The following is a 16,080-nucleotide window of genomic DNA, read 5'->3' as shown; positions in this document are numbered from 1 at the left end:
CCTCCCTTGCCGGTGACGGACCCGGCGTCTAAGATTGTCGAAGATTTCAACAATCGACATCCCATCATGGCCACCATGAACTTCAGCATCCCGGACGACCTCCGGAACGCTTTCAATCGCGAGTTCTCGGGTCAGAACAAGAGCGCCGTGATCGTCCGGCTGATGCAACAGGCCATCGCCGAGGCCGATCAGCAGCGCCGGCGTCAGGCCGCCTTCGAGCAGTTGACCGCGGCACGCGTCGAGCGACCGGCGTTGACCGAGGCGGCGGCCCGCGCGTCGCGCGAAATCGGCCGCCCGTGATCCTCGTTATCGACGCCAGTGTCATCATCAAGTGGCTATTCCAGGACCCGGAGCGCGAGGCCGATACCGAGCGTGCGACCGCGTTGATGGCCGCTGTCGCGCGTGGTGATCACCCCGTCCTGCAACCGCCCCATTGGCTGATCAGCATCTGCGCGACTGGCGTGGCTGAACCACCGCGCCGGCCCCTAACCCCGCTCCATGTCTCGCTTATACCGTTTATGGTATAGTTATAGCCTTCCTACCTGATATCCGGACAGAGCCTTGGTGTAGAGGCGGGTTTGAAACCCGCCACTACGTCCGGCTGAGACGATCGCGAAGGAGATGAGAGATGAAAAAACGCGTCCTTGAAGGCATCGAGGTCGAAACGGGTTCCGGCAACGTCTTTGCCGACCTTGGCCTGCCCGATGCCGAGAAACTCAAGATCAAGTCCGGTCTGGTGATCGAGATCACCCGGGCCGTGCGCAAGCTCGGCCTTACGCAGGAAGAAGCCGGCCGCCGCATGGGTGTCCCGCAACCGAAGGTGTCGGCCCTGCTGCGCGGCGACTTCGCCAATCTGTCCGAACGCAAGCTGATGGAGTGTTTGAACCGGCTCGGGTACGACATCGAGATCAAGGTCAAGCCCGCGGCCGAGCCGGTCGGACACCTGACGATCGCCATCGGTTGACCGCTGCTCATCGACCAGGAAGACCGGGAAAAATAAGGACAAGCCCTCGATGATCCACCCCCAACGCCTCCTCGCCGATCTCCAGTCCCACCTGCCCAAACTGGAACGCGACATCCTGGACTACAGCCGGACCCGACCGGAGTTGGAGGCCCACCTCCAGGCCGAGTACGCCAAGGCCCAGGCCGCCAACCGCACCGCCGAGCACTTCGTTGCCTGGCGCGAGGCGCAGATCACCCAGGCCGCGGCGGCCTGGGTGCTGACCTGCGTCTTCGTGCGCTTTCTGGAAGACAACCGGCTGCTGGAGGCGCCGCTCCTCTCGGGGCCGGCGGCCGGGGCGAGCCATCGCGCAGATCAAGGCGCGCTGCAACAGGCCAAGGACCGCCTGACCGTCTATTTCAATGCGCATCCCACCCATGCCGAGCGCGACTATCTGCTGGCCGTCTTCACGGAGCTTGAGTCGCTGCCGGTGATGGCCGAGCTGCTCGACCGCGCCCACAACCCGCTCTGGCAGCTCCCCCTCTCGGCCGACGGCGCCAAGGCGCTGATCGACTTCTTCCAGCGGCTCGACCCCGAGACCGGCGCGATCCTCCACGATTTCACCGACCCGGAGTGGGACACCCGCTTCCTCGGAGATCTTTATCAGGACCTCTCCGAGAGCGTGCGCAAGCGCTATGCGCTGCTCCAGACCCCCGAGTTCGTCGAGCGTTTCATCCTCGATTACACCCTGGAGCCGGCTAAGACCGCCTTCGGTCTGCCGGGACTCAAGTTGATCGACCCCACCTGCGGTTCCGGCCATTTCTTGCTGACCGGTTTCGAGCGGCTGTTCGCCGACTGGCAGCAGCGCGAGCCCGCCACCAACGCCCGCGCCCTGGCCCAGCGGGCGCTCGACGCCATCCACGGGGTCGACATCAACCCCTATGCGATCGCCATCGCCCGCTTCCGGCTGCTGATCGCGGCCATGAAGGCGGCGGGCAGCGACCGGCTCAAGGACGCCCCCGACTTCCATTTCAACCTCGCCGTCGGCGACTCGCTGCTGCACGGGCGGCGGCACGAATGGCAGGGGCAGGGCCACCAGCGCGATCTGCTGGACGACTCGCTCGCCCATGTCTTCGAGGTGGAGGACCGGGACAAGCTGGAACGCATCCTCGGACAGCGCTATCAGGTCGTGGTCGGTAATCCGCCCTATATCACCGTCAAGGACAAGGCGCTGAATCAGGCGTATCGGGACAAGTACCTGGCCTGTCACCGCCAATACTCCCTCGGTGTGCCCTTCACCGAGCGCTTCTTCGATCTAACGCTGCCCGCGGAGGACAATCGCCCGGCCGGCTTCGTCGGCATGATCACCGCCAACTCTTTCATGAAGCGCGAGTTCGGCAAAAAGCTGATCGAGGACTATCTGCCGCGCAAGGATCTCACCCATGTCATCGATACCTCGGGCGCCTATATTCCAGGTCACGGCACGCCGACGGTGATCCTCTTCGGGCGCAACCGGATGCCTCAGGGCGATCGGCTGCGCGCGGTGCTGGGGATTCGCGGCGAGCCGGGCGCGCCGGAGGATGCGGCGCAAGGGAAGGTTTGGCGGTCGATCGTGGATCTGCTGGAGCGGCCGGGGAGTGAGAATGCGTTTGTCAGCGTGGTGGATCAGGAGCGGGGGTTGTATGCGAGCCATCCGTGGAGTGTTGGGGGCGGTGGTGCGTCGGATCTGAAAGTGCTGTTGGAAGGCGATGATGTCGCTTTGCTTGAAGAGCGCATTCTGGAGATTGGCCGGACGACGCATACCGGCGAGGACGAGGTTTTCTACATGCCGGGTAGCACAGTCGCCACCCGCAAGATGCTTGACACGGCTGTGCCGCTGGTCATCGGAGAGGATGTGCGCGACTGGGAGATCGTGCCCGGAGAATGGTCATTGATGCCCTACGATCTCCAAACGGCGAACCCGTTGACGGCGTTGCCCGAAACGATCGGACGACACTTCTGGACTTTTCGTTGCCATCTGCGACACCGCAAGGATTTCGGACAGTTCATTGAAGAGCGTGGATTGCGCTGGTACGAGCATTCGATGTTTTTTCCACAGCGATTTCGCTCGCCGCTTTCCATCACCTTCGCCGAAGTGGCTACCCACAATCATTTCGTCCTCGACCGGGGCTGCAAGGTCTTCAAGCAAACCGCGCCGGTCATCAAGTTACCTGCCGATGCGAGCGAGGACGATCATCTGACGCTGCTGGCCCTGCTCAACAGCTCGACCGCCTGTTTCTGGATGAAGCAGGTGTTTCATAACAAAGGCGCTCGCGGAACGGGCGGGGGATTTGTAAGCGAAGAATGGGAGCAATTCTATCAAATCGCCGGAACTGGCCTGAGGGCGTTTCCAATTGCTGCAGACCCCGAAGGCCAAGCACGCGATCTCGCCCGACAGCTCGACGCATTGGCGCGGGAGCTTGCGGAGCGGGAGCCGGCGAGGATCCTCAGTCGTCAATTCGATGTCGGCGATCTCGCCCTTGAGCAAAGTGGGCGCGGAGGGGAGGGAATCCCCCCTAACCCCCCTTTTTCAAAGGGGGGAATTGAGGGTGGTGTTTTGATGAAGGGGGGGACTGGGTTAGCAGTGGATTCAAGCGTCGCCGCTACTCACCCCCCCTTTGAAAAAGGGGGGGCAGGGGGGGATTTAATCGCCCTCCAGGAAGAACTGGACTGGCTCAGCTACCGTCTCTACGGCCTGACCGACGAAGATCTCTGCCACGGCGCGACCCCACCCGAGATCCGCCTCGGCGAGCGTCCCTTTGAAATCCTCCTGGCCCGCCGCCTGGCCACTGGCGAAACCCAGACCACCTGGTTCGCCCGCCACAACAGCACCCCGATCACACAAATCCCCGCCCACTGGCCGGCGGACTACCGGGCATTGACCGAGCGCCGGCTCCAGGCGATGGCCGACAACCCTTGGGTTCGCCTCATCGAGCAGCCCGAATACAAGCGCCGCTGGAATCGCGAGCCCTGGGAGAGCCGTCGGCGCCGCGCGCTGCGGGATTGGCTGCTGGATTTTCTGGAGGGGCTTTGCCGATCGTCCGAGCGGGGAGGGTCCGCGCAGCGGACCCTACCGGTCGCCCAGCTCGCCGAGCGCGCCCGCCATGATGCGGCCTTCCAGCAGGTCGCAGCGCTCTACACCGGCTCAGACACCTTCGACGCCCGCACCCTGGTCGGCGAGCTGGTCGAGGGCGATCAAGTGCCGCAGATGGCCGCCGCCCGCTACAAGCCGAGCGCCATGCCCAAGTTCCACGCCTGGCGGGAGACCTGGGACAAGCAACGCGCCGAGGATGCCATCGACGCCCGCACCGCGCTCGATCCGGCCGACCCGCGGTCCCTGACCGCCGAGCAGGCACGGGCGCTCAAGGCCCAGGAGATCGGCGACATCCCGCTGCCGCCCAAGTACGCCTCCACCGACTTCCGCAAACCGAGCTACTGGGGCCTGCGCGGCAAGCTCGACGTGCCCAAGGAGCGCTTCTTCAGCCTGCCCGGCTGCGAGCGCTCCGGCGATTCCACCCTGGTCATCGGCTGGGCCGGGCTCGATCATCTGCAACGCGCCCAGGCGATTGCCACCTGGTATCTGGAGCGCAAGGAACAGGACGGCTGGGACGCCGAGCGCCTCATGCCCATGCTGGTCGCGCTCGACGAGCTGATCCCCTGGCTCAAGCAGTGGCACAACACCCTCGACCCCGAGCTTGGTGAGCGTCTGGGCGACTATTACGAGGGCTTCCTGCTCGAAGAACTGCGTCACTTGGATCTGTCCCGCGACGCGCTGTCGGACTGGGAGCCGGCGGCGCCCGCGCGCGGGCGAAGGCGGACCGGCTGAGCGATTCAATCGTTCCTTGAATCACATCCACAGGCGATCAATCACATGCGAAGACTCGAGATCACCACCCGAATTGCAGCCGACGGCATCCTGCATCTGCCGTTGAAGGAATTTGCCGATCAGGAGGTACAAGTCACGGTGTCATCGGTAGACCGCCATGCCGCGTTACCGCAAGCCCCATTGGTTGGCGCGAATGCCTTACGCAAGGCCCAGGAAATCGGCTTCATCGGCAGTTTCGAGGCCGAAGCCGATTTCTCGGCGCGTTATAAAGAGCATCTGGACTGGTCGGACAAGGCATGATCATTGCGGATACCGGATTTTGGGTGGCTCTGGGAAACCCCAAGGACGACTACCATGCGCTCGCCCTCAAGACCTTCAGCACCCTCAACGAGGCGTTGATCACGACCTGGCCGGTGATGACCGAAGTTTGCCATTTGCTGCTGCAAAGACGCGGTATCACGGCGCAGCTAAAGTTCATCGAGATGTATCGGCAGGGTGTCTTCATGGTGCTCGACATCGACTCAGGCCAGGCGGAGCGCCTGGAAACTTTGATGCAAACCTATGCCGATCTACCCATGGATCTTGCCGATGCATCTCTGGTGTTGGTGGCTGAAACCTTGGGTCACGGGCGCATCCTGAGTACCGACCGCCGCGATTTCCATACCTACCGATGGAAGAACACCAAGCCATTCGAGAATCTCTTACGATGAAACCCAACCTGCAACTCGATCAGATGTCGGTCGAGGAAAAGATCCAGACGATGGAGCTACTTTGGGACTCGCTCTGCCAGGCACCTACCGAACTGGAGTCACCTGATTGGCACGGCGAGATCCTGAAAGAACGGCAGCGCAAGATTGGCGCGGGTGAGGCCGTGTTTCTTTCGCTCGACGCGCTGAAAGCAAGGCGACCACAGTAAGCATGCGAGAGATTCGATGACACTCATCAAGGACTTGATCCACATCCCCGAGCGCGTCCAGCGCGGCGATTTCGTGCTCAACCTGGCCAGCGGCCTCGAAGCGGACGCCGTCGAACAGACCCTCAAGGACTATGTCGTCACCCCGCAGCTCGCCCGCTGTTTCGAAGATGCCCTGAGCTTCATCAAAAGCACCGCCACCAGCCAGCAGAACCGCAACAAGGGCGCCTATCTGCACGGCAGCTTCGGCACCGGTAAGTCGCACTTCATGGCGGTGCTGCACCTGCTGTTGCAGGGCAACGTCCAGGCGCGCGCCATCCCGGAACTGGGACCGGCGGTCGCCAAGCACAGCGACTGGATGCAGAGCCGCAACATCCTGCTGGTGCCGTATCACATGATCGGCGCCGCGAGCATCGAGTCCGGCGTGCTCGGGGGCTATGCGCGTTACATCCGCAAGCGGCATCCGCAAGCCCCGGTGCCCGGCTTCTACATGGGCGAGCGCCTGTTCGCCGATGCCCAGGCGATGCGTGGTCACATGGGGGATGCGACCTTCTTCGGCGCGCTGAACGCCGTGGGCGGTGCCGACGGGAGCCACGATGGTTGGGGCGACGCTGCCACGGGCTGGGATGCGGTGAGCTTCGATGCCGTGGTCAGCGGGCAGGCGGGCGACGATGACCGGGTACGCTTGGTCGGCGATCTGGTCGGGTCACTGTTCAAGTCCTTTGCCGATCTCGCCAACACGCAAAGCGGCGGCTATCTCGAGTTCGACGAAGGGCTGCGCGTCATGACCCGGCACGCCAAGGCGCTCGGCTACGACGCGGTCGTCCTCTTCCTCGACGAGCTGATCCTCTGGCTCGCCAGCCGCCTGTCCGACCGTCACTTTATCAGCAGCGAGATCCAGAAGGTCGTCAAGCTGGTGGAGACCGGCATCCCGCGCGAGCTGCCGCTGATCAGCTTCATCGCCCGTCAGCGCGACCTGCGTGAGTTCGTCGGCGACCAATACAGCGGCGTCGAGCAGGAGATTCTGAGCGACTCGCTGAAATACTGGGAGGGCCGCTTCCACACCATCACGCTGGAGGATCGCAACCTGCCGGTGATCGCCCAGCGGCGTCTGCTGCAACCACTGAACGCGTCCGCCCAGGCCCGGATCGAGGAGTCTTTCGCGCAGACGCAGACGATGCGCGAGGAGGCCTTCAACCTGCTGCTGACCAGCAACGGCGACCGGGAGATGTTCCGCGCGCTCTATCCCTTCAGCCCGGCCCTGGTGCAGGCGCTGGTGGCGCTCTCCTCGGCACTGCAGCGCGAGCGCACGGCGCTCAAGGTGATGCTGATGCTGCTGGTGGAGCAGCGCGAGACCCTGGCGCTGGGAAGCCTCATCCCGGTCGGCGACCTCTATGACGTCATCGCCTCCGAGGCCGAGCCTTTCTCGGAGCAGATGCGGCAGCATTTCGACAACGCCAAGCTGTTGTTCGAGCGCAAGCTGATCCCGGTCCTGGAGCAGGAGCACCAGATCACCGGTCAGGCGCTCCAGGAGCTGCCGCCCACCGATGCCAAACGGCAGGCCTTCAACAACGATCTGCGCCTGTTGAAGACCCTGGTGCTGGCGGCGCTGGTCCCCGAGGTGGAGAGCTTCAAGCAGCTCACCGCGACCAAGCTCGCGGCCCTGAATCATGGCACCATCCGCTCGCCCATCCCCGGCCAAGAGGCCCGGACGGTGCTGCAGAAGTGCCGCAAATGGGCGGGGCAGGTGGGCGAGATCAAGATCTCGGACGACCCCAATCCCACCATCGGCGTGCAGCTCTCGGGCGTGGATACCGAGAGCATCATCGAACAGGCGCGCATCAACGACAACGAAGGCAACCGCCGGCGCCTGGTCAAGGAGATGGTCTTCGACGCCTTCGGCATCCGCGACGACACGCAGATCTTCGTCGAGCACGAGTGGCTGTGGCGCGGGACGCGCCGGCGCGTGGAGGTGCTGTTCCAGAACATCCGCGAAATGACCGACGACAGTCTGTTCGAGTCCCGCGACGACCAATGGAAGGTCATCATCGACTTTCCCTTCGACACCGGGAACTACTCACCGACCGACGATCAGGCGCGCGTGCGGGACTTCGAGGCCGCGGGAGGGCAGGCGCGGACGATCTGCTGGCTGCCCTATTTTCTGAGCCGGAGCGCGCAGAAGAACCTCGGCAAACTGGTCGTGCTGGAAGACATCCTCAAGAGCGAGGACAGCTTCAACCGCTACAGTCGTCATTTGAGCCCGCAGGATCGCGTGAGCGCGCGGACCTTGCTCGACAATCAGCGCAGCCAGTTGCGCCAGCAGATGAAGGACGTCCTGATCGGCGCCTATGGGGTGGCGGCGGCCTTGCCCGGCTCGCTCGACCACAGCGATCTGCTGGAGTCGCAGCTCATGTCGCTGCAGCCGGGGTTTACCCCACGCCCCCCGTCGGGCACCACCATGGCGAAGGCCTTCGAGCAATTGCTCGGGCAGGCTTTGACCGCTCAGTACCCGGATCACCCCGAATTCGACGGCGAAGTCCGCCCAGCGGACCTGGGCCGGGTGTTCACCGAGCTGTGCCGCGCGATCCATGCGCCGCACGGGCGCATCGACGTCGAGGGCCCGCTGCGCCCGCTGATGCGTCAGATCGCCCAGCCACTGAAGCTTGGCGAGATGCACGAGCGTCACTTTATCTTCAAGGAGGACTGGCCGCAGCAACTGAGCCGCGCGCTGGCCCAGTCCGGGAGCGGAGCGGGTGGGGACCTGACCGTGCGGGCGCTGCGCGAGGCGATGGACCAGCCGCGCCCGCGGGGCTTGCCGATGGTCGTGCAGAATTTGCTGGTCCGAGTCTTCGCCGAGCAGGGACAGTACGCCTTCACCTTCCACGGCGGTCCGTACGACGATGTCACCTTGAAGGACATCCGTGACGAACTGGTGCTGATCAAGCAGGATCTGGCGGAGCCGGAGCAGTGGAAGCGGGCCTTGGATCACGCCGGCGCCGTCTTTGGTCTGACGACCAGTCCACTACGCACGGCGAGCAACCAGAACGCGCTGCAGAAGGACGTGCGCGACACGGTCGCTACCTATCTGGAGCCCTGTCGTACGCTGCTGGCTGATCTGACAGACCAGCTCAGAGCATTGGGTCTGTCGGCGAGCGGCCATCGACTCGCCAATGCCAGCCTCGCCGCACAGTTGCTGGAAGCTCTGCAGACGCAGGAGGGACCTGCCTTGGTCGACGCCCTGGCGGGCATCAAGCCGGTCACCAGCCTGCAGGCGCTCGCCCGCAGCATCGTCGCGGCAACGCGGGTGAGTCACGCCATCGCGGACAACAACTGGGCCTTGTTGGAGACCGTCTGGGGCGGTGGCGAGGGCGTGCGGATCAAGCGTGCCGTGGCCGACGCCTTGGCGGCGGACGAGCTGGTGACATCGCTCGCCGATGCGCTCAAGCAGGCCCAGGCGGACGCGACACGGCTGATCCAGCGCCCGCCGGTGGTCGATCCGCCGATCAAGCCGCCACCGGACCCGCCCTTAATACCCAAGGGCAAGACGGTGCTGAAGCAAGACAACCGCCAGGGTCTGAAGGTCGGTGAGGCCCGCCGTGTGCTGAAGGAGATCGAGCCACTGCTGCGCGACGGTGTGACCCTGGACATCAGCTATCAGGTTCTTGGGGATACGGATGAGCTGTAGGGGCGGGTTTGAANCCCGCCGAGTCAACAAAAAGGCTTTTTGTTGCTCCACAATCTAACGTAAGGTGATTTCCGCGAAAAATCCAACCCGTAGGAGCCCGCTTGCGGGCGACGGGTGGGGGCACAATGACGCGATTCCGGCAGGTCACGTCGCCCGCAAGCGGGCTCCTACGGAGCTTGATTCTTGATAGCGTCTTATTCGGAAATCCGTAGGAGCCCGCTTGCGGGCGACGGGTGGGGNCACAATGGCGCGATTCCGGCAGGTCACGTCGCCCGCAAGCGGGCTCCTACGGAGCTTGATTCTTGATAGCGTCTTATTCGGAAATCGCCTAAAGTCCGACAGGCTGCTAGGTCCGGTCATCAAGGCCGATGGCTATAATTTCAGGAAATCACCTAAACACCGATTATCGAGCAGATCCCTGATGACACGCTGGAACCTGGCCGTCTCCGACGAAACCGATCAAGCCCTGGCCTGGACCAGGCGCTAGCCTTGTTGAATCCGCCCGTCTCCGAGCACGCCGAACTCCCAAGCGCCGTACTCACCCAGGTGCAGGCGATCCTGACCAAGGATGCCCAGGCCGATCGGATTGCCTTGGTCTGGCCCGAGCCCATCGAACCGCGCGAGCGGCGACGACAGTTGTCGGACACGGCGCTGCGGGTCGTCTATTGCCCCTCGGAGCTGGCAATGCGTGAGTTGCTGGTGGCCCACCGGCCCGGTGCCGAGCGGTTGGTGATGCTCTCGCCCTTCGATGAGACACGGCTGTCCAAGGATGTCCTGGCACGCCTCTGGGGTTGCGAGCCGAAGCGTATCAGCCCCTGGCGCACCCTGGAGCAGTTGCTGCGGGTGCGGCAGATCGACCCGCGGCTGACGGCCAAGTCCTACCGCTGGATCGCCGAGGCGCTGGTCGACGGCTATGAGCGCTATCGTGGGCGGATTGCGTTCGGCGATGTGCTGGATTTCGACAAGGCATGGCGCGCCCTGGCGTTGGCGCTGCTCGATTTCGCGGGTGAAGCGCTCGATCTGGACGCGCTCCTGGATTGGTCGCGCGCAGCGGCGGTCGACGCGGCGGTTTGCGCACTCCCCGCGACCGTGGTCGCGCATCTGGGCGATTGGCTCGCGCCCCGACTGGGCGCGTCGACCGAGCTGGTCTTAAGCCTGTGGCGACAAGGGCACGCGGGCGACATGGTGGCGATTGGCCTGGTCTGCTCGGTGCTGTATCGCGCCGGTCTGACGCCCGATCAGGCCTTGTTCCAGGCTAGGGGACGCTTGCGCGAACGCGTGATCGGCGGCGCTCGGATCGCCGACGCGACGCTGGAGGACTATGGGCGGACCACTGTCTGTTACCTCGAGCGGCTCCTGGTCGAGCATCCCTATCGCGTGCTCAATGCTGCGCTGGCGCAAGCCGAGCAGCTCCTCGCGAGTCTCGACATGCAGCCGCTTGCCGCCGCGTCCGACTTGCTGCCGGGCGGATACGGACAGCGGCTCGATCGGCTCGCGCAGGCGCTCACAGCGGCGCTCGCGGGCAAACCGATCGCGCCCGCGCTCGCCGCCTTGGCGGATCTGCGGCGTCATCAACTGGCCAAGGTCCGCACAGAGCAGCTCAGCAAAGCGGAGTTGGCGGTGCGCGCCTGCCGTTGGCTGAAGACAGCGGAGGTGGAGCGCGGGAGCTTGCTCCAGGAAGTCCAGGATTACGTCGCGAGTGGCGGCTATCTGGACTGGGCGCGCGGTCGTCTCTGGTCGGGCGACGAACACGAGGCCCTGAACCGCGTCTACACGCAGTTGGTCAGTCAGGTCGGCGCGCGGCGCGAGCGGCTGAACGAACGCTTCTCGCACCATCTGCCGGCCATCGCGCGGGGCGACCAGGTCGATGCGTCGGTCTTGCCGGTGGAGCGGGCGCTGGATGGCCTGGTCGCCCCCCTGGCGAAGCAGCAGCCGGTGCTGGTCCTGGTGCTCGACGGGATGAGTCATGCCGTCTACCGCGAGCTCGCGGGCGATCTGCTGCACCACGGCTGGGTGGAGCTGCAACCCGCGGAGCGCACCGCGCCCTGCTGTTTGCTCGCCGCTTTGCCAACGGTGACGCAGATCAGCCGCTTTGCCTTGCTGGCCGGCGCGCTGGGCGAGGGCTGCGGTGCCGATGAGAAGAAGGCCTTCGCCGCGCATCCCGCGTTGAAGGCGCTGTCGTCGACGAAGTTTCCGCCCCTGTTGTTTCACAAGAGCGATCTCCAGCAGCCGGGCAGTGGCGCCTTGGCCGACGGGGTACGGGAAATCATCGCGGGCCAAGCGCACAAGGTCGTCGGCGCGGTGATCAACGCGGTCGATGACCAGTTGAGCAGCGGCGCTCAGGTGTCCGTGCGCTGGTCGGTGGCGTCGATTGGCGTGCTGCGACAGATCCTGGAGGCCGCGCGGGAATCCAGGAGACTGGTGATCCTCACGAGCGACCATGGCCATGTGCTGGATCACGACATGGCGCTGGTGAAGACGAATGCCGAGACCGAGCGCTTCAAGCCGGTGACCGAGCCGGTCGGGGTCGGCGAGGTGCAGGTTTCGGGCGCGCGCGTGGTGCTCCCCGGCAACCAGGTCATCCTGCCCTGGTCCGAGCGGATTCGTTATACGGCGAAGAAGATGGGCTATCACGGCGGCGGCTCGCTCCAGGAGGTGCTGATTCCGTTCGGCGTCTACCGCAATGCCGGCGAGACCGGCCCGATCGATGGCTGGCAGGAAGTCGCGCGACAAGCGCCCGATTGGTGGGCGCTCGATCCTGTTTCAGAGTCAATTGCCACGGCGGCCGTTGATGCCGTGCCGGCGCCCGCCGCCAGGCGGTCGAAGCGCGACGCGCAAACGCTGGACCTCTTCGCCGAGCGGCCCACGCCAAGCCCTGCGGTGGAGAGGGGAGACGATTGGATCCAGGCCCTGCTGGCCTCGCCGGTCTACGCGCAGATGAAGGCGCGTGGCGGTCGGGTGATGGTGAGCGAGGCGCAGTTGCGGCAACTCCTGGAGCTGCTGTCACAGGCCGGCGGTCAGCAGATGGCCGCCGCCGTGGCACAGGGCTTGGGTCTCCCCGAGATCCGCCTGAACGGACTCTTGGCGGGCGTGCAGAAGTTACTCAATGTCGATGGCTATCCGGTTCTGGCGATCGATCGGGTGTCCAAGACGATCCGGCTCGATCTCGCGTCGCTGAAGATCCAGTTCGAGCTGTGAGCATCAGCCACCAGCGCCGGGCCGACATCATCGACGCGCTGCGGCGCGGCACGGTGCCGCAATACGGGCTCGATGCGCTCGCGGTGGGGCTCAGGCCCTTCGAAGCGGCATTCGACGAAGATCTGGCGAAGGTCGCGCGCGGGCGCGGTCAATTCAAGGCCATCCGCGGTGAGTACGGCAGCGGCAAGACCTTCATCGTGCGTTGGCTGCGTGAGCGCGCGCAACGCATCGGTTTCGCCTGCTCCGAGGTGCAGATCTCCGAGACCGAGACGCCATTGCATCGACTGGAGACGGTCTACCGCCGTCTGATCGAGCGGCTGACCACCGCGGATTCGCCCGCGGGGGCCTTCCGCAATGTCATCGACGCCTGGTTCTTTGCGTTGGAAGAGGACGTGATCGCGCAGGGCGGAGTGGATCCCAACGACATCACAGCTCTGATGCAGGCCACCGATGCATTGATGGAGAAGCGCCTCGGTGAAGTGGTGCGTTCGGCGCCGGCCTTTGCGCTGACCCTGCGTGCCTATCGCCGTGCGCTGCTAGCCGGGCACGAGGACATCGCCGACGGCCTGTTGGCCTGGATGGCGGGTCAGCCGAACATCGCCGCCGCCATCAAGCGCTGCGCCAACATCAAAGGGGACATCGACCACTTCGGCGCCCTGAGCTTCCTGCAGGGCGTGCTCACCATCCTCAAGGATTCCGGCCATCCGGGGCTGCTGCTGGTCCTCGATGAGGTGGAGACCCTGCAGCGCATGCGTGGCGACGTGCGCGACAAGAGCTTGAACGCGCTGCGGCAGCTCATGGACGAGATCGACAGTGGGCGCTTTCCGGGACTCTATCTGGTGGTCACCGGAACGCCGCCCTTCTTTGATGGTCCCATGGGGGTGCAGCGACTGCCGCCCCTGGCGCAACGCCTCGCGGTGGATTTCGCGACCGATGCCCGCTTCGACAATCCCAGAGCGGTGCAGATCCGCCTGCGGGGCTTCGACGTCGACGCCCTCTGCGAGGTGGGTCGCAAGGTGCGGGATCTCTATGCCGCGGGGCGCGCGGATGGCCGGGCGGGTGAGCGTATCACCCAGGTGGTCGACGATGCGTATATCGCCGCGCTGGCCCAGGCGGTCACCGGGGCCCTGGGCGGCAAGGTCGGCATCGCGCCCCGGGTGTTTCTGAAGAAGCTGGTCGGCGAGGTCCTCGACCGGGTCGATCAGTTCGCCGACTTCGATCCGCGCCGACACTATGCCCTCACCGTCAGCGACCAGGAGCTGACCGCCGTCGAGCGCGCGGGCCGCTCGGCTGCTCGCGCCGACGACATCGAGCTGGATCTGTGAGTGTGACGATGGACGCCGATGTCAGCGGCTTCGATCAGCTGCATCCGGCGCTTCAGTACCACATCGTCAACAGCCTGGGCTGGCGGTCACTGCGTCCGCTACAGGAGGCGACGATCGCGCCGATTCTGCGCGGGGAGCATGCCATCCTCTTGGCGCCCACTGCAGGAGGAAAGACCGAAGCGGCGGTCTTCCCCGTCCTGTCGCGAATGCTGAGCGCGCGCTGGGCGGGCCTCAGCGTCCTCTACATCTGCCCGATCAAAGCGCTGCTCAACAACCTTGAGCCGCGGCTCGCGCACTATGCGGGGTTGGTCGGGCGGCGCGTCGCGCTGTGGCACGGCGACGTCGGCCCGGCGCGCAAGGCCAAGCTCATCGCCGACCCGCCGGACATCCTCCTGACGACGCCTGAGTCCCTGGAAGTGACGCTGATCTCCAGACGGATCGACCATCGACGGCTCTTCGCGAATCTCCGCTGCGTCGTCCTCGACGAGGTGCATGCCTTCGCGGGCGACGATCGCGGCTGGCATCTGCTCTACCTGCTTGAGCGGCTCAGCCGCATTGCGGGTCGAGACCTACAGCGTTTGGGCCTCTCGGCGACGGTTGGCAACCCTGATCATCTGTGCGACTGGCTCGCGGCGGGCTTGTCCCAACCGTGCAGCGTCATCAATCCGCCGGCGGATACCGGTATGCCTCCGGAAGTCGAACTCGACTGGGTCGGCAATCTGCGCAACGCGGCCCTGGTCATCTCCCGGCTGCATCGCGGGGAGAAGCGCCTGGTCTTCTGCGACAGCCGCGTGCGGGTCGAAGAGCTGGCGATCGAGCTGCGTGGGCTCGGTGTGAGCACCTATGTCTCCCATAGCTGCCTCAGCCTGGAGGAGCGACAGGCGGCGGAGGCGGCCTTCAGTCAGGGACAGAATTGCGTGATCGTCGCGACCAGCACGCTGGAGCTGGGGATCGATGTGGGGGATCTCGATCGGGTCATTCAGATCGATGCCCCGAGCAGGGTGTCTTCCTTCCTGCAGCGGATCGGACGAACCGGCCGTCGCCCGGGGACAGCGCGCAACTGTCTGTTTCTGATCACCAAGGAGGAGGCATTCCTGCCGGCGGCGGCCCTGCTGCTGCTGTGGACCGAAGGCTTTGTCGAGCCGATTGAGCCGCCGCCGTTACCGATGCATCTCTTTGCTCAGCAGATCATGGGCCTCGCACTCCAAGAATCCGGGATCACCGCCGCGGACTGGCCGACCTGGCTGGGACGGCTTCCGGGATTGGCGACGCTCGCGCGGGGCGACTTCCAGCGGATTCTCGACTTCATGCTCGAGACGGAGATCCTCCACACCGATCAAGGGCTGCTTGGGATCGGCCGATCGGGTGAGCGTCAATTCGGTGCCAAGCACTTCATGGAGCTATTCTCGGTCTTCGTGAGCCCCCCGTCGATTAAGGTCTTTCATGGTCTGCAGGAGATCGGTGAAGTCCACCAATCGACCTTCATCCTGAAAGAGGAGGGACCAACGGTCCTGACCCTCGGCGGGCGCTCTTGGGCAACCAAGTATATCGATTGGCCGCGACGCAAGGCTTACGTCGAGCCGACCGAGCTGCGCGGTCGCTCGCAATGGCGCAGCGCCGGCCAGCCGTTGCATTTCGCGCTGTGCCAGGCGGTCGCCCGCGTGCTCTCGCGCGAGGAACCCCCGGTCACATTCTCGCGCCGCGCTTTGGAGCACATGGCGGAGCTACGCGAGGCATTCGATTGGGTGGAGTCGGGCAAGACCTTCCTCATCGCCGACGCACACGACAGCCTCGTCTGGTGGACCTTCGCGGGTCGACTCGTCAATGCGGCGATTGCGCATGTGCTGGCTGGAGAGGCGACCAAGATCATCGCCGATAATCTCGCGATCAGCTTCACCGGCGCCGTGGATCTCGCGTCGATGGCGAAGGCGATCCGTGAAAAGGTCTTCAACGAAACAACCGAAATCACCCTGCCGCTCGACGAGGACTTCATCGCTGAGCTGAAATTTGGGGAATGCTTGCCAGCCGAGCTGAGGGATCGCGAGATTAATGCTCGCTATGACTGTTCCGAAGCGCTTGCGTTGCTTGCGAGCGCGCCCATGGCGGTCATTTGGCTGAGAGACTCCCGGTGAAGTGGAGCGTCTGCCACAAGGT

The 16,080-nt window shown here is 64.7% G+C and carries 10 protein-coding genes; all 10 read left to right on the top strand.

Features of this window, described 5'->3' with window-relative positions; genetic code table 11:
* The first annotated feature begins 66 nt into the window (after positions 1-66).
* The 10 genes from A39O_RS0118125 to A39O_RS0118075 all read left to right on the top strand — a co-directional run bounded on the left by A39O_RS0118125 (position 67) and on the right by A39O_RS0118075 (position 16,058).
* The gene (locus A39O_RS0118125) at positions 67-300 is read left to right on the top strand and encodes a hypothetical protein (RefSeq protein WP_026199513.1); all 234 of its coding nucleotides are present in this window, start codon (positions 67-69) and stop codon (positions 298-300) included.
* 328 nt (positions 301-628) lie between these two features.
* Positions 629-964 carry a helix-turn-helix domain-containing protein gene (locus A39O_RS0118115; RefSeq protein ID WP_020506080.1) on the top strand — a complete coding sequence of 112 codons (336 nt, stop codon included), beginning with the start codon at positions 629-631 and terminating at the stop codon, positions 962-964.
* A gap of 49 nt (positions 965-1,013) precedes the next feature.
* Positions 1,014-4,805, top strand: a complete 3,792-nt coding sequence (gene pglX, locus A39O_RS0118110; protein ID WP_020506079.1) for a BREX-2 system adenine-specific DNA-methyltransferase PglX — start codon at positions 1,014-1,016, stop codon at positions 4,803-4,805.
* 45 nt (positions 4,806-4,850) lie between these two features.
* The gene (locus A39O_RS0118105) at positions 4,851-5,105 is read left to right on the top strand and encodes a hypothetical protein (protein WP_020506078.1); all 255 of its coding nucleotides are present in this window, start codon (positions 4,851-4,853) and stop codon (positions 5,103-5,105) included.
* Positions 5,102-5,515, top strand: coding sequence for a type II toxin-antitoxin system VapC family toxin (locus tag A39O_RS0118100; RefSeq protein WP_020506077.1), 414 nt, complete (start codon positions 5,102-5,104; stop codon positions 5,513-5,515). Before A39O_RS0118105 ends, A39O_RS0118100 begins: the two co-directional genes overlap by 4 nt.
* Positions 5,512-5,721: an addiction module protein gene (locus A39O_RS0118095; protein WP_020506076.1), complete on the top strand. Its 210-nt coding sequence runs from the start codon at positions 5,512-5,514 to the stop codon at positions 5,719-5,721. Before A39O_RS0118100 ends, A39O_RS0118095 begins: the two co-directional genes overlap by 4 nt.
* Positions 5,722-5,737: 16 nt before the next feature.
* Entirely contained in the window at positions 5,738-9,403 is a 3,666-nt protein-coding gene (locus tag A39O_RS0118090; RefSeq protein WP_020506075.1) for a DUF6079 family protein, read from the top strand.
* A gap of 489 nt (positions 9,404-9,892) precedes the next feature.
* Complete coding sequence (gene pglZ, locus A39O_RS0118085) at positions 9,893-12,601, top strand: BREX-2 system phosphatase PglZ (RefSeq protein WP_020506074.1); 2,709 nt, start codon at positions 9,893-9,895, stop codon at positions 12,599-12,601.
* On the top strand, positions 12,598-13,926 hold the full coding sequence (gene brxD, locus A39O_RS0118080) for a BREX system ATP-binding protein BrxD (RefSeq protein WP_020506073.1): 1,329 nt from the start codon (positions 12,598-12,600) through the stop codon (positions 13,924-13,926). The genes pglZ and brxD overlap by 4 nt, the downstream gene beginning before the upstream one ends.
* 8 nt (positions 13,927-13,934) lie before the next feature.
* Positions 13,935-16,058, top strand: a complete 2,124-nt coding sequence (locus A39O_RS0118075) for a DEAD/DEAH box helicase (protein WP_020506072.1) — start codon at positions 13,935-13,937, stop codon at positions 16,056-16,058.
* Positions 16,059-16,080: the final 22 nt, after the last annotated feature.

This window comes from Lamprocystis purpurea DSM 4197, from assembly GCF_000379525.1.
Lineage (GTDB): Bacteria > Pseudomonadota > Gammaproteobacteria > Chromatiales > Chromatiaceae > Thiodictyon > Thiodictyon purpureum.
This window is presented reverse-complemented; position numbering and strand designations above follow the sequence as displayed.

Excerpts from the sequence above, each read along its gene's own strand:
- A39O_RS0118125 (WP_026199513.1), top strand. The coding sequence starts at position 67 with ATGGCCACCATGAACTTCAGCATCCCGGACGACCTCCGGAACGCTTTC.
- A39O_RS0118115 (WP_020506080.1), top strand. The coding sequence starts at position 629 with ATGAAAAAACGCGTCCTTGAAGGCATCGAGGTCGAAACGGGTTCCGGC.
- pglX (WP_020506079.1), top strand. The coding sequence starts at position 1,014 with ATGATCCACCCCCAACGCCTCCTCGCCGATCTCCAGTCCCACCTGCCC.
- A39O_RS0118105 (WP_020506078.1), top strand. The coding sequence starts at position 4,851 with ATGCGAAGACTCGAGATCACCACCCGAATTGCAGCCGACGGCATCCTG.
- A39O_RS0118100 (WP_020506077.1), top strand. The coding sequence starts at position 5,102 with ATGATCATTGCGGATACCGGATTTTGGGTGGCTCTGGGAAACCCCAAG.
- A39O_RS0118095 (WP_020506076.1), top strand. The coding sequence starts at position 5,512 with ATGAAACCCAACCTGCAACTCGATCAGATGTCGGTCGAGGAAAAGATC.
- A39O_RS0118090 (WP_020506075.1), top strand. The coding sequence starts at position 5,738 with ATGACACTCATCAAGGACTTGATCCACATCCCCGAGCGCGTCCAGCGC.
- A39O_RS0118075 (WP_020506072.1), top strand. The coding sequence starts at position 13,935 with ATGGACGCCGATGTCAGCGGCTTCGATCAGCTGCATCCGGCGCTTCAG.